18 protein-coding genes are annotated in these 19,104 nt (G+C 64.5%); 7 read left to right on the top strand and 11 right to left on the bottom strand.

The window, feature by feature from the left end; genetic code table 11:
- The first annotated feature begins 86 nt into the window (after positions 1–86).
- Complete coding sequence (locus RCH14_RS19350) at positions 87–1,259, top strand: GGDEF domain-containing protein (protein WP_343027731.1); 1,173 nt, start codon at positions 87–89, stop codon at positions 1,257–1,259.
- An 83-nt stretch (positions 1,260–1,342) separates the two neighbouring features.
- Positions 1,343–2,269, top strand: coding sequence for a hypothetical protein (locus tag RCH14_RS19345; RefSeq protein ID WP_343027730.1), 927 nt, complete (start codon positions 1,343–1,345; stop codon positions 2,267–2,269).
- Here the strand turns inward: RCH14_RS19345 and RCH14_RS19340 are convergent.
- Entirely contained in the window at positions 2,243–3,328 is a 1,086-nt protein-coding gene (locus RCH14_RS19340) for an AI-2E family transporter (RefSeq protein WP_343027729.1), read from the bottom strand. The two genes, RCH14_RS19345 and RCH14_RS19340, sit on opposite strands and share 27 nt — an antisense overlap.
- Positions 3,329–3,634: 306 nt before the next feature.
- Here RCH14_RS19340 and RCH14_RS19335 point away from each other — a divergent pair, with 306 nt between their 5' ends.
- A complete protein-coding gene (locus RCH14_RS19335) occupies positions 3,635–4,156 on the top strand; it encodes a hypothetical protein (protein ID WP_343027728.1) in 522 nt (173 codons plus the stop codon).
- A gap of 33 nt (positions 4,157–4,189) precedes the next feature.
- Here RCH14_RS19335 and RCH14_RS19330 read toward each other — a convergent pair whose 3' ends face one another.
- The 6 genes from RCH14_RS19330 to RCH14_RS19305 form a co-directional block, all read right to left on the bottom strand.
- Positions 4,190–4,480 carry a hypothetical protein gene (locus RCH14_RS19330; protein ID WP_343027727.1) on the bottom strand — a complete coding sequence of 97 codons (291 nt, stop codon included), beginning with the start codon at positions 4,478–4,480 and terminating at the stop codon, positions 4,190–4,192.
- Between the two features lie 172 nt (positions 4,481–4,652).
- Entirely contained in the window at positions 4,653–5,297 is a 645-nt protein-coding gene (locus RCH14_RS19325) for an ABC transporter ATP-binding protein (RefSeq protein WP_343027869.1), read from the bottom strand.
- 52 nt (positions 5,298–5,349) lie between these two features.
- A complete protein-coding gene (gene phnE / locus RCH14_RS19320) occupies positions 5,350–6,168 on the bottom strand; it encodes a phosphonate ABC transporter, permease protein PhnE (RefSeq protein WP_343027726.1) in 819 nt (272 codons plus the stop codon).
- Positions 6,165–6,995 carry an ABC transporter permease gene (locus RCH14_RS19315; protein ID WP_343027725.1) on the bottom strand — a complete coding sequence of 277 codons (831 nt, stop codon included), beginning with the start codon at positions 6,993–6,995 and terminating at the stop codon, positions 6,165–6,167. Before RCH14_RS19315 ends, phnE begins: the two co-directional genes overlap by 4 nt.
- Positions 6,996–6,997: 2 nt before the next feature.
- Positions 6,998–7,813, bottom strand: coding sequence for an ATP-binding cassette domain-containing protein (locus RCH14_RS19310; RefSeq protein ID WP_343027724.1), 816 nt, complete (start codon positions 7,811–7,813; stop codon positions 6,998–7,000).
- 7 nt (positions 7,814–7,820) lie between these two features.
- Positions 7,821–8,699, bottom strand: coding sequence for a putative selenate ABC transporter substrate-binding protein (locus RCH14_RS19305; RefSeq protein WP_343027723.1), 879 nt, complete (start codon positions 8,697–8,699; stop codon positions 7,821–7,823).
- Between the two features lie 211 nt (positions 8,700–8,910).
- Between RCH14_RS19305 and egtD the strand changes: the two genes are divergently transcribed.
- From egtD to RCH14_RS19290, 3 genes are read left to right on the top strand one after another with little or no spacing between them, the layout of a single operon-like run.
- Positions 8,911–9,879 carry an L-histidine N(alpha)-methyltransferase gene (gene egtD, locus RCH14_RS19300; RefSeq protein ID WP_343027722.1) on the top strand — a complete coding sequence of 323 codons (969 nt, stop codon included), beginning with the start codon at positions 8,911–8,913 and terminating at the stop codon, positions 9,877–9,879.
- Complete coding sequence (gene egtB, locus RCH14_RS19295) at positions 9,876–11,102, top strand: ergothioneine biosynthesis protein EgtB (protein WP_343027721.1); 1,227 nt, start codon at positions 9,876–9,878, stop codon at positions 11,100–11,102. The genes egtD and egtB overlap by 4 nt, the downstream gene beginning before the upstream one ends.
- The gene (locus RCH14_RS19290) at positions 11,099–12,040 is read left to right on the top strand and encodes a YihY/virulence factor BrkB family protein (RefSeq protein ID WP_343027720.1); all 942 of its coding nucleotides are present in this window, start codon (positions 11,099–11,101) and stop codon (positions 12,038–12,040) included. The genes egtB and RCH14_RS19290 overlap by 4 nt, the downstream gene beginning before the upstream one ends.
- Positions 12,041–12,088: 48 nt before the next feature.
- Here the strand turns inward: RCH14_RS19290 and RCH14_RS19285 are convergent, their stop codons facing one another.
- Positions 12,089–13,054, bottom strand: a complete 966-nt coding sequence (locus RCH14_RS19285) for a TerC family protein (protein WP_343027719.1) — start codon at positions 13,052–13,054, stop codon at positions 12,089–12,091.
- 195 nt (positions 13,055–13,249) lie between these two features.
- On the opposite strand from RCH14_RS19285, the gene nhaR reads away from it, so the two are divergent.
- A complete protein-coding gene (gene nhaR, locus RCH14_RS19280) occupies positions 13,250–14,146 on the top strand; it encodes a transcriptional activator NhaR (RefSeq protein ID WP_343027718.1) in 897 nt (298 codons plus the stop codon).
- A gap of 27 nt (positions 14,147–14,173) precedes the next feature.
- On the opposite strand, the gene selD is transcribed toward nhaR, so the two are convergent.
- The 3 genes from selD to RCH14_RS19265 all read right to left on the bottom strand — a co-directional run bounded on the left by selD (position 14,174) and on the right by RCH14_RS19265 (position 18,784).
- Positions 14,174–15,229 carry a selenide, water dikinase SelD gene (gene selD, locus RCH14_RS19275; protein WP_343027717.1) on the bottom strand — a complete coding sequence of 352 codons (1,056 nt, stop codon included), beginning with the start codon at positions 15,227–15,229 and terminating at the stop codon, positions 14,174–14,176.
- A gap of 289 nt (positions 15,230–15,518) precedes the next feature.
- Positions 15,519–17,072: a DEAD/DEAH box helicase gene (locus RCH14_RS19270; RefSeq protein ID WP_343027716.1), complete on the bottom strand. Its 1,554-nt coding sequence runs from the start codon at positions 17,070–17,072 to the stop codon at positions 15,519–15,521.
- Positions 17,073–17,461: 389 nt separating this feature from the next.
- Positions 17,462–18,784, bottom strand: a complete 1,323-nt coding sequence (locus RCH14_RS19265) for a transglycosylase SLT domain-containing protein (RefSeq protein WP_343027715.1) — start codon at positions 18,782–18,784, stop codon at positions 17,462–17,464.
- Between the last annotated feature and the right edge of the window lie 320 nt (positions 18,785–19,104).

Genomic DNA, 19,104 nt, shown 5'->3' with positions numbered 1-19,104 from the left:
CGGCCCCCAGGCGCGAATTATTGACCCCGCGCCCCGGCCAGCCAGCCTGGTGCCGGCACCCCGGAACGCCGAACATGAGTAATGACATGCCTATGCTGGATGCGTCGACGATGGTGCTGGTGCTCGCGCTGGGTAACCTGACCCTGTGCGCGCTGCTGACCTTTTTCAATCATGGTCCCGTTCGCGCCCCTGCGATGACGTTCTGGAGTCTGTCGAAACAGGTCCAGGGCGGCGCCTGGCTGCTGCTGGCACTGGGCGACTCGGGCGTCGTGCCGGCCCCCATCTCGATCCCCGGTGGCTACGCGCTGCTGTTCGCCGGCGTGGCGATCGAGGCGGGCGCCTCGTGGGAAGCGGCGCGCCGGCCTGCCTGGCGCACCCCGACGCTGATCCTGTGCGGCGTGGCAATTCTGGTTTTCTTCCTGTGCTACCTGGTCGATGAAGAAGGCTTGCGCAGTGTCGCTGCGTCGCTCCTGCTGGGCGCGTTCTACCTGTCCGGCGCGGTGGCACTCGCCTGGCGCTGGCGCGATGCCAGCCTGCTGCAACGCTTCCTGGCGCTGGCCACGGCGGCGCTGGCGCTGGTGGTCGCGGCGCGCGGACTGTCGGTGCTGCTGCTGCCGCGTGGCTGGGGCTGGCTCTCGAACGACCTGCTGAGTCAATTCTCCAGCGGCGCCCTGTACCTGCTCCTGCTGGGCAATGCGTTCGGCGTGCTGCTGCTGACGCGTGAACGTCTGCAGGACACGCTCGAGCGTCTCGAGACCATTGATCCGCTCACCGATGCACCGAACCGCCGCGGCTTCTTCCAGCTGCTCGCGCCATGGCTGGCGCTGGCGCGCCGGCCCGGGCTGCCGACGGCGCTGATCGTGTTCGACCTGGACGGCTTCAAGCGCGTCAATGACAGCTATGGCCATCCGGCCGGCGACGTGGTGCTGCACCAGATGGTGGCGCTGTGCCGGCGCCAGTTACGCGATAGCGACCAGCTGGGGCGCGTGGTGGGGGTCGAATTCGCCGTCCTGCTGCCGCGCACCAGCCTTGATGAGGCCGTGATGGTGGCCGAGCGCATCCGCGCGGTCATCGACACCACGCCGGTCAAGAGCGAGCGGGCGATGATCAAGCTCACGGCCAGCTTCGGCGTGACGACGATCCGCCCCGAAGACAGCACGACCTCGCTGTTCCAGCGCGCCGACGAGGCCATGCAGCAAGCCAAGCAGGCCGGGCGCAACCGCGTCGCGCCCGCCAGCGAAGCGCTCGCCGATATCTAGCGCTCGCCGATATCTGGCGCGCGGACGTTTCTCGCAGGTCCATGTAACGAGCCCGTCACGGTGGCAGCTTATGCTCATGAGCCATGTCGCCCATCGATCAGGAATCCCCCACCTATGCAGCTGTCGAGCTTGGCTCGGACAGTTTTCGCCTGCACATCGGCCGTTTCAATGATGGCGTGCTCGAGCTCGTCGCGACCATGTGCGAAAAGGTCGCGCTGTCGGCGTCGCTCGACGAAGACGGCATGCTCGGCAGCGTGGCGCTACGGCATGCGCTGGCCTGCCTGGCGCAGTTCCGGGATGTGCTCGACGCCTGGCGGCCGCACGGCGTGCGGGTCGTGGCCACGGCCGCCTTGCGCATGGCGCGTAACGCATCCCTGTTCTTGCCGGCGGCCGGACGTGCGCTCGGTCATCCGGTCGACATCATCGCGGGCGACGAAGCCGGCCGCCTGGTCTATCTGGGCGTGGCCAATACCCTGGGCGCGGCCGACTGTGCGCCACGGCTCGTGCTCGACATCGGCAGCGTGTCGACGGAGCTGGTGATCGGGGAGGGCGCCGAGATCCAGCGCATCGAATCGTTCGCGCTCGGCGCAGTACGCCAGAGCCTGACGTTTTTCGCCAACGGACGGATCGACGCGGCGGGTTTCGATGCCGCGGTGCGCTCGAGCCGCAGCCGCTTCGCCGAAGCCGGGTTTGGCGCGCGCGGCTGGGACATGGCGTATGGCGCGTGCGGCACGGTGCGCGCGCTGGCCGGGCTCGCGCAGCGGGACGAGAACGTGGGCAAGCCGCTGACACAGGCCGATCTGGCGGGGTTGCGCGACGCCTTGATCGCCACCCGCCAGGGCGTGCATCTGGCGGGCGGGCTGGCGCTGCTGTCTGGCTTGATGGAAGAACTCGGGATCGCGGCGGTCACGCCGGTGACTGCCGGCCTGCGCGTTGGCGCGCTGTGGGACATGCACCAGCGCGCCGGGGCCGTCGTTGGAGCGCTAGCGCACCCGCTCGGTATCGCTTGATGTGTTGGTTGCCACCGGGGTGAGTACCAGCGGCGCTGCCGGCGTGCTGTCGCGCAGCCAGCCGAACAGGATCGCCATCATCAACGGGCCGACGAACAGGCCGATGACGCCCAGCGTCGACACGCCGCCCAGCAGGCCGAACAGCACCGCCAGAAACGGCAGGTTGACGCGCTTGCCGATCAGCTTCGGGCGGATGAATTTATCGACCAGGAACAGCTCCACCGCGCCCCAGGTGAACAGGCCCAGCGCCTCGGCCGAATTGCCCTGACCGAACAGCAGCAGCGAAACCATCGTAAACGACAGCGGCGCGCCGCCCGGGATCAGGGCCAGGTAGCCGGTGATCACGCCCAGCAGCACCGGGGCCGGCGCGCCGGCGATCCAGTAGGCCACGCCCAGCACGATGCCTTCCAGGATCGCGATCGAGCCCAGACCGAGCGCCGTGCCGCGCACCGACAGCGGCAGCACGCGGCGCAGCTTGGCGTACTGGACGGGCGCCAGACGCTGGCCGGCGCCGTCGATGTAGTGCATCACCGCCGCGCCGTGCAGGTACAGGACGAACAGCGTCAGCAGCGTCAGGAACAGGTACAGCGCATTGGCCAGGATGGTCGAGCCCCAGACCCGCGCCGTGTCGGTCAGGTGCGGCATGAAGTCGCCCAGGGTCGTGCGCACGAGCGCGTTCAGGCCGCCCGGCACGGACAGATGTTCGAGCCACCAGGTGACGGCCGGTTCGGCCACCAGCGGCAGGCCACTGAGCCAGGCCGGTACCGGCACGCCGGTCTGGTTGAAGCTGATGAGCAGGCGCTGCAGGCTGGCCAGTTCGCTGCTGAGCGTATGGAACAGCAGGACGGACGGCCCTACGAAACTGACGAGCAGCAGCACGAGCATGAAGGTGGCGCTGGCCAGCGGCGGCCAGCCACGGCGCAGCATGCGCTGGTGCAGCGGCCACGTGATCACGGCCAGGAGGCCGGCCCACGCGATCGAGCCGATAAAATGCTGGAGCAGCAGGGTCAGCGCGGCGGCAAACAGCACCGGCAGGATCCATTGAGTCTTGGTGCGCATACTGGCCTGGGTCGGGTTCATAAATTACTGGGGTGCGCAGGGTGCCTGCGAGACGCATCTCGCGGCGTCGACAAGTTTACAGCAGAGTCGTCTCTTTGGCAGGATAATTCAGGTGTATCTCCTGTAAAAGAGGAGTTTGCCGAAGTTTTACTTCGAAAAAACAGAAGCATCGCTCTATGAGGCCTGTATTGTCACCCGGATTGGCGTCGGCTGCCGGCGCGATGTCTTTACCCATCGTGCATTCTTGTCCGACAGCACACTGCCAAATCGTTTATATTGTTTGCCTTCTCAACGACGGAGCGGCTCATGCCCCGCACACCTGCCGCCAAATCAGCACCCCGCGCCGCGCCTGCAGCTGCAAACACCGTCAAGCCTGCCAAACCGGCCAAGCCTGTGAAGGCCGCCGCCAAAGCGGCCAAGCCCGCCAAGATCGTCGCGCCACCAGCTGCGCCCACCAGGCCCGCAGCAAAAGCCAGCGTGAAGTCGGTCGTCAAGTCGGCGGCCAGGGCGCTGGCCAGCAACCCGGCCCGAAAACCGGCCACGCCACGCAGCGCGGCCAAGCCGCCAGTCGTGCCGATCGTGGAGCGCGCAACTGCGGTACAAGCGCGCCCGGCGCTGGTGCGCGACAGCTTCACGATGCCGGAGAGCGAGTATGCGGTGCTGCTGGAGGTAAAGCAGGCTTGCCTGCGCGCCGGTGTCGACGTCAAGAAGAGCGAGCTGCTGCGGATTGGCGTGGCTTTGCTGGGCCAGCTTGACGTGGCGACCTTGCAAGGCGTGCTGGCGGCGCTGCCGCAGCTCAAGACCGGGCGGCCACCGGCCCAGGATTGACGCTGCAGGACTGACGGCGTGACGCTCGCGCCGTCAGTGCAGCGCCGAGGCGTTGGTGAGTTCCTTGAGCTCGCGGATCGGGATGTTCGATTTTTCGTGCATGCGCAATAGAATCGTCGCGCCGACATTGAGCTTGCGATGGCGGATCTTGCTGATGATCGGGGGCTGCACTTCCAGTACACGGCACAGCTCAGCGTCATTTTTCAGTTGCATGCGCTCGATCAGTGTGTCGAGCAGCTTGTTGGGCACAAAGCTCGGCGGCTCCAGCTCGCGCGCTCGTTGCATCGCTTCGAGCAATTCCTGTTTTTTCTGTCGTACGGTCATGTCGATTCTCCCCGATGAAAACATGATTCAAGACAGACCGGTGGTTCTGGATAATTCCTGCCTGTTTTGACAGCCGTTTGTGGCAGGTCGTTGCGATATTACTACGATTGCGTCGCGCACGATTCGGGTCATTTAACTAAATTCGGCGTAATCGAGCGTTTCTTCTCGGAACTTACGCTAATTTTAGCCCCGAGTGGGTCAGTAGCAGGACCTTGTCGGCCATGGCAGCTGCGGCGTGGGAGTGGGTGACCATGATGGCACCGGCGCCGTGCGCGCGCGTCTCGTCGCGCAGCAGTTTCAAAATGCTGCCGGCGGTCTCGGGATCGAGGTTGCCGGTCGGTTCATCGGCCAGCAGCAGGGCCGGGCGATGCACCAGCGCGCGGGCAATCGCCACGCGTTGCATCTCGCCGCCCGAGAGCTGGCGCGGGAAGTCGCCGCCGCGCCCGTGCAACCCCACCGCGTCGAGCATCGCGTCGGCGCGATCGAGCGGCGCCTTGTTCAGCAGCAGCGGCAGCGCGACGTTCTGGCGCAGCGTCAGGTGCGGCAGCACGTGGAAGGCCTGGAAGATGAAGCCCATGCGGGTGCGGCGCAGCCGCGTGGCGGCGTCATCGTCCAGGTTCGAGATCGGCGTGCCGTCGATGATCACGCGCCCGCCGTCGGGCGTGTCCAGGCCTGCGATCAGGTTCAGCAGCGTCGACTTGCCGACGCCCGATTCGCCCATGATCGCGACGAATTCGCCGGCCTGGAACACGTGCGAGAGTTCGGCCAGCACGGTGCGGCCGCCATACGATTTGGTGAGCTGGTCGAGTTCGAGCATCGGGTGAGGGGTCAGTGAGTAGGGTTGGCGCATCAGTATTAGCGCACGAAGATCAACGCATCAGGGCGCGGCGCAGCGCATAACTGGCAGCGTCGACCAGGGCCACCAGCACCAGCATCGCGATCACGACCGTGGCAGCGCTGGGCATCTGGAACAGCGACAGGTGGTACTTGAGCATCTGGCCCAGGCCGCCGGCCCCGACCACGCCCAGCACGGCCGCGGCGCGGATATTGTTTTCCCAGCGGTACAGCGTGTACGACAGCATCTGCGGCAGCGCCTGGGGCAGCGTCGCATACAAGAACGCCGCCAGCGGCCGCGCGCCATTCGTGCGCAGGCTCTGTTCGGCGTGCGGCTCGATGTTTTCCAGCGCATCGGCGAACAGGCGCCCCAGCACGCCGGCCGTGTGCGCGGCCAGCGCGAGCGTCCCGGCCAGCGGCCCCAGGCCCGCCAGCACCAGCAGCACTGCCGCCCATACCAGCTCGGGGATCGAGCGCAGCACATTGAGCACCAGGCGCGTCACGGCGCGCGCCGCGCGGCCCATGCGCCCGGCGCCGGCCAGCGCCAGCGGCAGGGCGACCAGCGCCGCCAGGATAGTGCCGATGGCCGACATGGCCAGCGTTTCCCAGAATGCGACGAGTGTCTTGGCCAGGAAGGCCGGGGCGGTGTCGGGCGGCGCAAAGCCGGCCAGGAATTCGGAGGCCGAATCGATCGCTTCGCGCGTGAAGAACGCGCTCCACTGCAGCGGGAGCGAGGCGAAGCTGGCGACGATCAGCGCGAGCAGGCCGCCGAGAATGAGCCAGGTGCCGATCTGGCGCGGCGGCGGGGCCGGGATCGCTGTGGCTGGGGTGAGCGGGGTGGTGTCTGCCTTCATCCGATCCTCCGGCGCAGCAGTTTCGAGACCAGGTCGGCGCCGGCGACCAGCAGCACGAACATGATGAGCATGGTCGCCACTTCGCCGCCGGCCATCATCTTGGTCGATTCATCGAGCCGCTGGCCCAGGCCGCCGGCGCCGACGAAGCCCATCACGGCCGAGCCGCGAATCGCGCATTCCCAGCGATACACGGTGTACGACACCAGTTCGGCGCTCGCATCGGGCAGGGCGCCGTACAGCAGCGCCGGCAGGCGAGCGCTGCCATTGGCCAGCAACACGTCGGTCGCATGCGCGTCGGACGATTCGAGGATTTCGGCATACACCTTGGCCAGCATGCCCGAATACGACAGCGCGATCGCCAGCACGCCGGCCGTGGGCCCCAGGCCGACGATGCGCACGAACAGCAGCGCCCATACCAGCTCGGGCACGGAGCGCAGCACCATCAGGATCCAGCGCAGGAGTTGGCGCACCACGCCGGCCAGCGGGCGAATGCGGCCCGTGCCCAGGCGCGAGATCGACAGGCGTTCGCTGATGACGAAGGTGGCGGGAATGGCGACGATCAGCGCCAGCGTCAGGCCGGCGGTGGCAATGGCCACCGTCTGCCAGGTTTCGCGCAGCACCATCGCGAGGAAGGCGGGATCGGTTTCGGGCGTCAGGAAATCGCTCAGGAAGCCGCCGGCCGCGCGCAGGCTTTGCGCGTCGAATAGCAGCCATGGTTTGAATTCGGCTGCGACCAACAGCGGATAGAGCAGCAGGACGAAGACGACGGCGCCCATCAGGCGCGCGCGCCAGGCCGGGTCGGGATGAAGTGTTGCCTTGCTCGTCATGCCTAGAAACAGGCGCCGACGGCGATTTGTGCGGGCGTGTCGTGTGGCGGCGCCACGTGCGGCTCGACGTTCTCGTTGGCGTACAGGTCGGCGATCATGGTGTCGGTGACCTGCTCGCGCGGTGCGTCGAACACGATGCGCCCGTCGCGCAGGCCCACCAGGCGGGCAAACTGTTCGCGCGCCAGATCGACCTGGTGCAGGCTGCATACCAGTGTGGCGTTGCGCTGCGCGGCCTCCTGGCGCAGCGTGGCCAGCGTGTGGCGGGCCAGGGCCGGGTCGAGCGCCGAGATCGGCTCGTCGACCAGTAATGCTTCGGCATCGGACAGCAGCAGGCGCGCCAGGCCGCAGCGCTGGCGTTCGCCACCGGACAGCCGGTCGACGCGCGCATACAGCTTGTCGCCCAGCGAAAAGCGCGACAGCGCGGCATGCGCCGCGTCTGGGTCATGCGGGCGCACGAGCGACTTCAAAGCCTGCCACAGCGTCCAGTGCGGCAAGCGCGCGGCCAGCACGGCGGTGACGACGCGCTGGCGCGCCGGCAGCGGGGGTGTTTGCGGCGCCAGGAACAGGTGCGCGCGCAGCCGATGGCGCGCATCGTGCGACAGGTTCCATGGATCCTGGCCCAGGATCTCCAGCGCGCCCTCGCTCGGTCGGTGCGCGCAAGCCAGCGTTGCGAGCAGCGTGGTCTTGCCGGCCCCGGACGGGCCGATCAGGGCAACCTGTTCACCGGCGCCGATCGTCAGATCGAGCGCGTGCAGGGCAGGCGCGCGGCTGCCTGCCAGGTGGCGCACGGTCACGCCGCGCAGGCGAAAGGTTGCCATGACGTCTTTACTTCAGCAGGCCGGCGTTTTTCGCCGCGGCTTCGATCGCGCCGTAGTTGGCGGTCTTGGTGGTCACGAACTTGGTGGCGCGTTGCAGTTCGAGGATTTCCTTGCCCTGCGGGGTCGAAGCGTCCAGCGTCAGGAAGGCGTCGGTGATTTTCTTCTTCAGGGCCGGGTCCATGTCGGTGCGCACGGTCCAGTTGTAGTCGAAGTAGCCAGGGGTCGTGTAGAACACGCGCACCTGCTTTGGATCGACTTTTTTCGCTTCGACCAGTTTTTCCCAGACCGAGATGTTCAGCGCGCCCGCATCGACCTTGCCGCCGGCAACCGCAGCCACGGTCGCGTCGTGCGCGCCCGAGAACGCGATGCGCTTCAGGTCAGTGTCAGGGTTGACGTTGGCTTGCAGCAGGAACGAGCGCGGCATCAGGTGACCCGAGGTCGACGATTCCGAACCGAAGGCCAGCGTCTTGCCCTTCAGGTCTTCCAGCTTGGTGATGGTTGGCACGGTGGTAATGAACACCGAGCGGAACTTTTCGTCTTCCACGCGCTGCACGAGCGGCGTGACCTGGCCTTTGCTGCGCACGTTGGCCTGGACGAAGGTGAAGCCGCCAAACCAGACCATGTCGATCTTGCGGTTGACCAGGCCTTCGACCGAAGCGGCGTAGTCGGTCACCGGGGTGAATTCCACCTTCAGACCCGTGGCCTTGGCCAGGTAGTCGCCCAGCGGCTTGAACTTGCGCTGCAGTTCGGTCGGCGACTCGTCGGGGATGGCCGAAACGCGCAGCACGCCGTTGCTCTGTGCGTGGGCGGCGCCTGCGATCAGCAGCGTGCCGGCAGCGGCGGCGCACAGGGTTTTAAGGACATTGCGGCGGAAGGACAGGGTCATGGAGGCTCTTGTCTAAAAAGTAATGAAACGGGGCTGACCCGGGGGGCAGCACGCTTGGCGTGAGGCAGGCTAGGCGAATCCGGGGAATCCGCTATGATAGCTAAAACAGCAATACACAAAGCAATACGCGAAGAATTACACAGAACTACGCGAAGCAAAACTCACAGGCCATCTCGCATGGTGCGTCGTGGCGGCACGAATGATAAACCCTATGCTGACATCCTGTACACCTGAAGACGTCGCCGCGCCCCGTCACAGCGCGCACGACGCCGACGAACTGCACACCGGTCTGCAGGCGCCAGCCGCCTGGATATCTCCCAAATACCTGTACGACGCGCTTGGCTCGAAACTGTTCGAGGCGATCTGCGAGCTGCCCGAGTATTACCCGACGCGCACCGAAGCGTCGATTTTCGAGCGCTATGGCGCCGAAATCGCCCGCTCTGCCGGCACCGGCGCCACGCTAATCGACCTTGGTGCCGGCAATTGCGCCAAGGCGGCGGGCCTGTTCCCGTTGCTGCAGCCGGCGCAGTACGTGGCGATCGATATCTCCACCGACTTCGTGCACGACGCACTGACGCGCCTGCGCCAGCGGTTCCCGCAGATCGCGATGGAGGCGCTGGGGATGGATTTCTCATCAACCTTCGAACTGCCGCCCCAGGTCAATGACGAAAGGCGCCTGTTCTTTTATCCCGGCTCGTCGATCGGCAACTTCACGCCCGACGAAGCGCAGGGTTTTCTGACGCGCCTGCGCGCGCAGTGCGGCAACGACGGGGGCGTGCTGATCGGCATCGACCTGGCCAAGGATTCCGCCACGCTCGACGCCGCCTACGACGACGCGCTGGGTGTCACCGCGGCCTTCAACCTCAATCTGCTGCGCCACGTGAACCGCCTGATCGACGGCGACTTCGACATCAAGGGCTGGCAACATCGGGGCGCCTATAACGCGGCCATGGGCCGCATCGAGATGCACCTCGAGGCGCGTTCGGCGCAGACCGTGCACTGGCGCGGCGGCGAGCGCCGCTTCGCGGCCGGCGAGCGCATTCACACCGAGAACAGCTACAAATACCAGCAGGCCGATGCAATCGGGCTGCTGGAGCGCTCCGGTTTCGAGGCCACGCGCGTCTGGACCGATCCGCAGCGCTGGTTCGCGGTCATTCACGCACAGGCGATCGCATCATGAACATGATGCGCGATGACAGCTTGCTGCGCGCCTTTGCGCAGGTACGTACCCGTTCGCTGCAGCTGGCCGAGGGCTTGTCCGACGAAGACTGCGTTGCGCAGTCGATGCCGGACGCCAGCCCGATGAAATGGCATCTGGCGCACACGACGTGGTTCTTCGAAACCTTCATCCTCGAGCCGCGCGAGGCTAATTTCGCGCCGTTTCATCCGGCGTTCCGGGTGTTTTTCAATTCGTATTACAACGGCGTGGGCAACAAGCATCCGCGCGCCCAGCGCGGGCTGCTCACGCGCCCGGCGATGGATGTCGTCAGAGAGTATCGCGCGAACGTCGACCGCCGCATCGCCGACTTGCTGGCTGGCGGGATCGACGAGACGCTGGCCACGCTGATCGAACTGGGCCTGCAGCACGAACAGCAGCACCAGGAATTGATGCTTACCGACATCAAGCATCTGCTCGCGCAAAATCCGCTGTACCCGGCGTATGCGACGGATGCCATGGCCCCGTCTGTGCCGGCCGAGGCGCTGGCGTGGCTCGATTTTGAAGGTGGCCTGGCCGAGGCCGGCTATGGCGGCAAGGGCTTTTGCTTCGATAATGAATTGCCGCGCCACCGCACCTATGTGGCACCGTTCGCGCTGGTATCGCGCCTGGTCACCAATGGCGAATACCGCGCCTTCATCGAGGCCGGCGGTTACCGCGATCCGGCGCTGTGGCTGGCCGAGGGCTGGGACCGCGTCAGCAGCGGCGAGATCACGCATCCGCTGTACTGGCTGGAAGAGGCCGATGGCTGGTACGAGTTCACGCTGCATGGCCTGCAACCGCTGGATGCAGAGCTGCCCGTCACCCATGTCTCGATGTACGAGGCCGATGCGTTCGCGCGCTGGTCCGGGGCGCGCCTGCCGACCGAGTTCGAATGGGAATTCGCGGCGCGCCAGGCCTGCCTTGGCAGCGGCCCGGCGCACCACCCGGACGCCGCCAGCGGCGCCGGCCTGCAACAGATGTTCGGAGCCTGCTGGCAATGGACCAGCAGCAGCTACGCACCGTATCCCGGCTTCGCACCGGCGCCGGGCGCCATCGGCGAATACAACGGCAAGTTCATGATCAACCAGTATGTCTTGCGTGGCTCGTCCTGCGCCACGCCTGGCGGTCACGCCCGGCCCAGCTACCGTAACTTCTTCCCGACAGGCGCACGCTGGCAATTTTCCGGCATTCGCCTCGCACGATGAGTCGTCGGCGTGACTGGACGGCGCGTCTGAAAGATCAGCGCGCCAATGTCTATATTCTGAACCATCCGCTCAAGTTCACGCTGCAAGTCCTGAAAGGTTTTCGCGCCAACCAGGGCTTGCTGCTGGCGGGCGCCGTGGCCTATTACGCGCTGCTGTCGATCGTCCCGTTCCTGATGCTGGTGATGGTCGTGCTGTCGCACTTCATCGACCCGGCCGAATTGCTGGAAACGCTCAGCCGCTACCTGCAACTGCTGATGCCGGGGCAGTCGGCCCCGATCGTCGCCGAGGTGGCCCACTTTCTGGATGACCGCCAACTCATCACCTGGGTACTGGCGGTCACGATGCTGTTCTTCAGCTCGCTTGCCTTCACGGTGCTGGAAAACGCGATGAGCGTGATCTTCGTGCACCGCGTGGCAATCCGGCGCCGGCATTATCTGGTTTCGGCCGTGCTGCCGTACTGCTACATCCTGGCGCTGGGCGTGGGAATCATGGTCGTCACGCTCGTGGCCGGCGCGCTGCAGGTCATGGGGCGCGAAAGCGTGTGGCTGTTCAATTATCAGTGGTCGCTGAATGGCGTGTCAGGTGCGCTGCTGTATCTGCTTGGATTGATCGGCGAGATTCTCGTGCTCACCTCGATCTATCTGGTGATGCCGGTGGGCCGGCTGTCGCTGTGGCATGCCGCCATCGGCGGCGTGACGGCAGCGCTGCTGTGGGAAGCGGCGCGCCATATCCTCGTCTGGTATTTTTCGACGCTGTCGCAGGTGAACCTCGTGTATGGCTCGATGACGACGGCCATTGTCGTCATGTTTTCGCTCGAGATCGCGGCGACGCTGCTGTTGCTGGGCGCGCAGGTGATTGCAGAATATGAGCGGGTCGGCAAGACGCCCGACGACGCCGCGCAAGCCCCAATGACAACGGCGCCAGGCGCAGCCCGGTAAGTCCGGGTGCTCCTGGCGCCGTTCGGGCGCTACTGGCTAACAACGAGCTTATTTGCCGCTGTCCTTCTGCGTGATGAACAGGCTGGCGATACAGCTACCGGCAATCAGCACGGCCACGACGGTCAGCGAAGCCTGCACTGGCACGTGGTACCACGGCATGATCAGCATCTTGACACCGATGAAGGTCAGGACCATCGCCAGGCCATACTTGAGCAGGTGGAAGCGATCAGCCACGTCCACCAGCAGGAAGTACAGCGCACGCAGACCCAGGATCGCGAACATATTCGATGTGAACACGATGAACGGATCGGTCGTGATCGCGAAAATTGCCGGGATCGAGTCGACCGCGAACACCAGGTCGGTCACTTCGATCAGGATCAGCACCAGGAACAGCGGGGTGACATAACGCACGCCGTTGATTCGCACGAAGAACTTCTCGCCGTGGTCGCCTTCGGACACTTTCAGGTGCTTGCGGGCGAACTTCAGGATCGGGTTGTTGACGACGTCAGGCTCTGCATCGACGGCCACCAGCATGCGGATACCCGTGAACAGCAGGAACGCACCGAACAGGTACAGCACCCAGCTAAATTCGCTCACGACCCACGCACCTGCGCTGATCATGATGGCGCGCATGATGATCGCACCGAGCACGCCGTAAATCAGGACGCGGCGCTGATACTGCTGCGGCACCTGGAATGCGGTAAAGATCAGCAGGAACACGAACACGTTATCGACCGACAGGGCTTTCTCGATCAGGTAGCCGGAGAAGAACTCCAGCGCTTTCTGGTCAGCGATTTCCGAGCCGACGCTGCCTTTCAGATACCACCAGAGGCCGGCATTGAACAGCAGGGCCATGCTGACCCAGACCAGCGACCAGATACCCGCTTCCTTGACGCTGACCTTGTGCGCCTTGTTACCGCCAAAGACGAACAGGTCAAGCGCCAGCATCACCAGCACGAAGCCGACGAAGCCAGCCCACATCATGGGGCTTGCAATTGTTTCCAGACCGTTCATGGGGTGCTCCCTTCAGATCGCGCAGCAAGCGGCCGGTTGCCCTGCGCCCTTGCGCAGGAATGTTGGACAGGATGTGTCATTGGTATGGCACCTTCAGTTTTGTGGTGAAGGCTTGACTATAGGGCAGTAGGAAGCATCGTACAAATCGAATATAATTTCCTATTAAATCGAATTTCTCGATGTATTGGAGAATCCATGTCTGCGCTGAACTACAAGCACCTGCGTTACTTCTGGATGGTGGCCAAGACGGGCAGCATCGCCAAGGCGGCCTCGCAGCTGAACCTGACGCCCCATTCGATCTCGGGGCAATTGTCCGAATTCGCTGAAGCGCTGGGCGTGGCGCTGTTTCGCAAGTCGGGCCGCAGCCTCGAGCTGACCGACACGGGCCGCCGCATCGTCAGCTATGCCGAGACGATCTTCAGCACCGGTGACGAATTGCTTGAACTGGTGCGCGACAAAAGCTTCGCCACGATGTCGTTTCGTATTGGCTGCGCCGATTCGGTGTCGAAACTGATTGCCTGCCAGCTTGTTGAGCCGGCCCTGAAACTCAAGGAGCCGGTGCGGCTGATCTGCCGCGAAGGTCGGCTCGATAGCCTGATCGCCGACCTGGCCGTGCACCGTCTCGACCTGGTCATTGCCGACCGCCCGATCCCGGGGCATTTCAGCGTGCGCGCGTACAACCACCTTCTCGGCCAGAGTCCGATGACGGCGCTGTGCACGCAGGCGCTGGCGGCCACGTTCGATCAGCCGTTTCCGGCCTGCCTGCACAATGCACCGATGTTATTGCCGGGTGAGGATTTTGCGATTCACCAGCGCCTGTTGCGCTGGCTGGAGCAGGCCGAGGTGCATCCGCACATCGTCGGCGAATTCGACGACAGCGCGATGATGAATGCGTTCGGCCAGTCAGGGGCAGGGGTGTTCTTCGTGCCGACGGTGATTGCGGCGCAGGTGAGCCAGCAATACCAGGTGGTGGCGCTGGGCCAGATCGACGGGGTGGTCGAGCAGGTGTATGCGATCACCACCGAGCGCCGGATGAGTCACCCGGCGACGGTGGCGATCAGCACGCTCGCGCGCGACAAACTGTTCGTTTGACGCCTGCCATGCCTGCCATGCGTCCAGTTACGGCTTGACGCTCACGCCCGGCTCGCCGGCAGCCATGTGGCCGATGATCGCGGCGTCGGCAAAGCCTTCGCGCGCGAACAGCGCGAGCACCTCGTCGGCGGCCGCCGGGTCGCAGGCCACCAGCAGCCCGCCCGAGGTTTGCGGATCGGTCAGCAGCGCGCGCTGCTCGGGCAGGATCGCCGCGTCGAGCTGCACGTCCTTGCCATACGCTTCCCAGTTGCGGCCCGAGGCACCCGTGAAGTAGCCATCCTGCGCCAGCTGCAGGACGCCCGGCAGCAGCGGGATGGCCGGCATGTCCAGCGTGGCATGCAGCTTCGCGCCGCGCGACAGTTCCAGCAAGTGGCCCAGGAGGCCAAAGCCGGTGACGTCGGTCAGCGCATGCACGCCCGGCATGTCGGCCAGCAGGCGACCGGGTTTGTTCAATTTGGTGGTATTGGCAATCATCGCCGCGTAGCCGTCGGCGTCCAGCTTGTCCTTCTTGAGCGCAGCCGACAGTACACCGACGCCCAGCGGCTTGCCGAGGATGAGCACATCGCCATCGCGGGCGTCGGCGTTGCGTTTGACTTTCGACGGATGCACGAGGCCCAGCACAACCAGGCCATAGATCGGCTCGACCGAATCGATCGTGTGGCCACCGGCAATCGGGATGCCCGCTTCGGCGCAGATCGACTCGCCCCCGCGCAGAATTTGCCCGATCGTGTCGAGCGGGAGCTTGTTGATCGGCATGCCGACCAGCGCCAGCGCCATGATCGGCGTGCCGCCCATCGCATAGACGTCGGAAATCGCATTGCAGGCGGCGATGCGGCCGAAGTCGAACGGATCGTCGACAATCGGCATGAAGAAGTCGGTGGTGGCGATCAGGGCTTGTTCATCGTTGAGCTTATAGACCGCGGCGTCGTCGGCGGTCTCGATGCCAACCATCAGCTCCTTCGGCACGGGAAAACCGTGCGACGACTTCAGGATCTCGGCCAGCACGCCGGGCGCGATCTTGCAGCCGCAGCCGCCGCCGTGCGAGAACGAGGTGAGTTTGATGGGTTGGTCGCTGATGCTCATGGGATGTCCGGTAATCGTTGATCGTCTTGGATTATCCACCATGTGGCGTGGACGTGCCAGGCGGGGTGCCTGAAATGGAAGTGGCGCCCATGAAAAACCGCTGCCGGGTAGGGTGGGCGGGTTTACCGCCCACGCGTTCAACTCGCTTTCGCATGCCACAGAGCGAGATTGATTTGGACGCGTGCACGGCATAGCCGTCCACCCTACATCGTAAGGTTCAAGCCCTCGCGTTCGGCGCCCATAAAAAAACGGCTGCCGAAGCAGCCGTTTCCTGGTTCACGCAGGGTGATTACTCGCCGAACGAACGACGCACGCCGTCGGCCGAACGTGGGTGGGCACCCTTGTAACCGCCTTCGCGACGGGCCGGCTGGCCTTCACGCGGGGCGCTGAAACGGTTGCCGTCACGTGGCGCGCTTGGCGCACGTGGTGCAGCGCCTGGCGCGCGCGCCGGGCCGGCTTCACGCGGACCGCGGTCGGCGTAACGGCTTTCCGATGGCGCACCACGGGAACCGCTGGCGGCGCGGTCGGCGTAGCCTTCACGCGCGCCCGATGGCTTCGAGAAACCGCGCGATGCCGGCTTGGCCGACGGGCTGCGACCGTCGCCTGGCTTCCAGCCGGCGCGCGCTGGTGCTGCGGCGCGCTTTGGCTCGAAACCTTCGACGACAGCGACCGGGATCGGCTGGCGCGTGAAACGCTCGATGCGGCGCACGTTCATGCTTTCGGCGTGGTTCACCAGCGAGACGGCGACACCGTTACGGCCAGCACGACCGGTACGGCCGATGCGGTGGACGTAGTCTTCCGGGAACTTCGGCAGGTCGTAGTTGACGACGTGGGTGATGCTCGGCACGTCGATACCGCGTGCGGCGACGTCGGTCGCGACCAGCACCTTGATGCTGCCACGACGCATGCTGTCCAGCGTGCGGTTACGGGCGCCCTGGTGCATGTCGCCATGCAGTGCGGCAGCAGCGAAACCGGCGATGTTCAGGCGGTCGGCGATCGTGTCGGCGTCACGCTTGGTGGCGGTGAAGACCACGGCCTGGTCCATCGATTCGTCGCGCAGCAGGTGGTCCAGCAGGCGATTCTTGTGCGACAGGTCGTCGACGAAGTGGACGCGCTGCGAGATGTTCTCGTGGCGGTTGGTCGCGCTGGCGATCTGGATCGTCATCGGATCGGTCGTGATGCGACGTGCCATGTTGCCGACGACGCCATCCAGCGTGGCCGAGAACAGCATGGTTTGACGGGCCGACGGGGTCGCGGCGACGATTTTCTCGATGTCGTCGATGAAACCCATGTCCAGCATGCGGTCGGCTTCGTCGAGCACGAGGATTTCGAGCTGCGAGAAGTCGATCTTGCCCGATTCCATGTGGTCGATCAGGCGGCCTGGGGTGGCGACCAGGATTTCAGGATTCTTGGCCAGCAGTTGCATCTGTTTCGGGTACGGCATGCCGCCCAGGATCGAGACGCAGCGCAGGCGGCGCATGTGGGCCGTGTACTGTTCGGTTGCAGCCGAGACTTGCAGGGCCAATTCGCGGGTCGGGGTCAGCACCAGCATTTTTGGCTGGGCAGCCTTGAAACGGACGCGCTCGCCTTTGGCGCGGGCAGCCTGCGCTTCTTGCGCAGCGGTCTTGCCGGCTGGCGTTTCTTCAGCGTTGGCCAGCTTGTTCAGTGCTGGCAGCATGAAGGCGGCGGTCTTGCCCGAACCGGTTTGCGACGAGACCAGCAGGTCGCGGCCGGCGATGGCGGCAGGAATGGCTTGCGCCTGGACTGGCGTTGGGGTGGTGTAGCCGGTATCGGCAACAGCCTGGACGAGGGACGCGTGGAGGCCTAGGGCTTCAAAACTCATGTGATCTGTACTTTCGGAATAAATCAAATACGCTCGCACGGAGGGCGCGAACGAAAAAATGCAACGCGAACCAACAAACGAAATGACTCAGAATGAAAGAAATTTCGGCACAAAAGCTTTGCGCCGGGACGGTGTCTGAAAACGACACACAGGGCGGGAGGGCTTTAGAAAGGCGCTCTAATGAGCTGCCTGGGGTTTGCGGTGCTGCTTGGATGACTGCCTTGCTGCTGCCTGACCTGAAGGTTTTCAGGAAACGGCGCGATGTCGCAGTGCACAAACCGAACTATACAGGTTTTTCGGCCTTCGTGCACGGACCCTTTGAAAATCGTATAACTGCGGGCACTGTCGATCACAGCCGGCACCCCCGGGGCGGGGGTGCCGGCACGTGATCAGCGCTGCTTGCGCTTGGACGACGTATTGCGGGCGATGCGCTTGGTGTTGGTGCTGGCGCTGGCCTTGGTCTTGAAGCGCGCCGCAGTGCGCTTGACGATGCCGCGGTCAGCTTCGAATGCAACGACGGCATTGTCGATAATGTTCTCGGCGATGTCGTTGTGGCTCGAGGTCGAGATTTTGGGCACCAGGATCGTCGAGCCCACTTTCAGCAGCGACTGCGCTGGAATATTGTTGGCCTGGCGGATGACTTCCGGCGTGGTGCCGAATTTCGAGGCCAGCGAGGCGATACTCACGCGCGCGCCGGTGATCTTGTGCGTGGTCCAGGTGGACAGCGCCTGGCCCCATTGCGCCAGATTGACATGGAATTTCTCGGCGTTTTCTTTCGGCAGCAGGATCTGCGTCTGCGCGCCGCCGATGATGACCGGCTTCTTGAATTGCGGATTGAGCGCCTTGAATTCATCGAGCGGCATTTCGGCCAGCTGGGCTGCGACCGCCAGATCGATGTCACTGGTCTTGTCGACCGTGGTGAAGTAGGGCTGGTTGTCGATCGCTGGCAGCACGACGCCATACAGGCCGGGATTGGCGATCACGTTCTTGACCGCCTGCAGTTTCGGCACGTAGTTGCGCGTCTCGGCTGGCATCAGATCGGCCAGGCTTTCGAAGTCGGTTGGCTTGCCGTCGGCCTGGTTTTTCTTGATGGCGCGCTGCACATTGCCTTCGCCCCAGTTATACGCGGCCAGGGCCAGCGGCCAGTCGCCGAACATCGTGTACAGGCGTTGCAGGTAGCTCAGGGCGGCATCGGTGGATGCCACCACGCCGCGCCGCTCGTCCTTGAACATGTTCTGCTTGAGATCGAAATCCTTGCCCGTACCCGGCACGAACTGCCACAGGCCGGCCGCGTTGGCGCTCGACATGGCTTGCGGGTTGAAGGCCGATTCGATCACCGGCAGCAGTGCCAGTTCGGTCGGCATGCCGCGCTTTTCAAGCTCGGACACCACGTGGTACAGGTAAGGGGAGGCACGGCCGGAAATGCGGGACAGCGTGGCGGGATGATTGGCGTAGGCCTGGGTATGACGGGTGACGAGTGCGTTGCTCAGATCGGGAATCGCGTAGCCGCTGCGGATGCGGCCCCAGACGTCGGTCTCGCGGTATTCATCAAGCTTGCCCTGGAGTTGCAACGGTGCTGGAGCGGTACGGCTGCCCACTGCACCAGACTGGATGGTTGGCAGCGTGGCTGCGTCGATGGCGAAACTGAGGGGTGACGCTGCCAGGAGGGCCAATGCAGCCAGTGCGAAGGTAGGACGTTTCGTGTTGTGCATAGCTTTCCAGTGTTGCGTTCAGGAACGAACGGACCGAGGACAAGGAGGCAGTGTACGGAGGGATTGTTGAGCGAGTCAAGATGTATGACGTCTTCGTTACAATAAAAATGGCCCTCAGAATCGCGTACGTTAACATCATGAAAACAGAAGATGCCACCAGGATCATCGAAATTAATGAACTGAGGGCGTTTTCGGTCAGCAGCAGGGATGATCCGGTATCGTTATCCGGCGTGCTTGCGGACCGACCCGCCAACGTTACGCCCGGATCGGGGCCGATCTATGAGGGCACGCAAAGAGTGCGTACAATCCGGGTTTTGCTG

Origin of the sequence: Massilia sp. MP_M2, from assembly GCF_039123635.1 — a bacterium.
Lineage (GTDB): Bacteria > Pseudomonadota > Gammaproteobacteria > Burkholderiales > Burkholderiaceae_D > Telluria.
The sequence above is the reverse complement of the archived record's forward strand: the minus strand, read 5'-3'. Positions and strand labels throughout refer to the sequence as shown.

Coding starts and splice junctions, on each gene's coding strand:
- RCH14_RS19350 (WP_343027731.1), top strand. CDS start 87: ATGCCTATGCTGGATGCGTCGACGATGGTGCTGGTGCTCGCGCTGGGT.
- RCH14_RS19345 (WP_343027730.1), top strand. CDS start 1,343: ATGTCGCCCATCGATCAGGAATCCCCCACCTATGCAGCTGTCGAGCTT.
- RCH14_RS19340 (WP_343027729.1), bottom strand. CDS start 3,328: ATGCGCACCAAGACTCAATGGATCCTGCCGGTGCTGTTTGCCGCCGCG.
- RCH14_RS19335 (WP_343027728.1), top strand. CDS start 3,635: ATGCCCCGCACACCTGCCGCCAAATCAGCACCCCGCGCCGCGCCTGCA.
- RCH14_RS19330 (WP_343027727.1), bottom strand. CDS start 4,480: ATGACCGTACGACAGAAAAAACAGGAATTGCTCGAAGCGATGCAACGA.
- RCH14_RS19325 (WP_343027869.1), bottom strand. CDS start 5,297: ATGCTCGAACTCGACCAGCTCACCAAATCGTATGGCGGCCGCACCGTG.
- phnE (WP_343027726.1), bottom strand. CDS start 6,168: ATGAAGGCAGACACCACCCCGCTCACCCCAGCCACAGCGATCCCGGCC.
- RCH14_RS19315 (WP_343027725.1), bottom strand. CDS start 6,995: ATGACGAGCAAGGCAACACTTCATCCCGACCCGGCCTGGCGCGCGCGC.
- RCH14_RS19310 (WP_343027724.1), bottom strand. CDS start 7,813: ATGGCAACCTTTCGCCTGCGCGGCGTGACCGTGCGCCACCTGGCAGGC.
- RCH14_RS19305 (WP_343027723.1), bottom strand. CDS start 8,699: ATGACCCTGTCCTTCCGCCGCAATGTCCTTAAAACCCTGTGCGCCGCC.
- egtD (WP_343027722.1), top strand. CDS start 8,911: ATGCTGACATCCTGTACACCTGAAGACGTCGCCGCGCCCCGTCACAGC.
- egtB (WP_343027721.1), top strand. CDS start 9,876: ATGAACATGATGCGCGATGACAGCTTGCTGCGCGCCTTTGCGCAGGTA.
- RCH14_RS19290 (WP_343027720.1), top strand. CDS start 11,099: ATGAGTCGTCGGCGTGACTGGACGGCGCGTCTGAAAGATCAGCGCGCC.
- RCH14_RS19285 (WP_343027719.1), bottom strand. CDS start 13,054: ATGAACGGTCTGGAAACAATTGCAAGCCCCATGATGTGGGCTGGCTTC.
- nhaR (WP_343027718.1), top strand. CDS start 13,250: ATGTCTGCGCTGAACTACAAGCACCTGCGTTACTTCTGGATGGTGGCC.
- selD (WP_343027717.1), bottom strand. CDS start 15,229: ATGAGCATCAGCGACCAACCCATCAAACTCACCTCGTTCTCGCACGGC.
- RCH14_RS19270 (WP_343027716.1), bottom strand. CDS start 17,072: ATGAGTTTTGAAGCCCTAGGCCTCCACGCGTCCCTCGTCCAGGCTGTT.
- RCH14_RS19265 (WP_343027715.1), bottom strand. CDS start 18,784: ATGCACAACACGAAACGTCCTACCTTCGCACTGGCTGCATTGGCCCTC.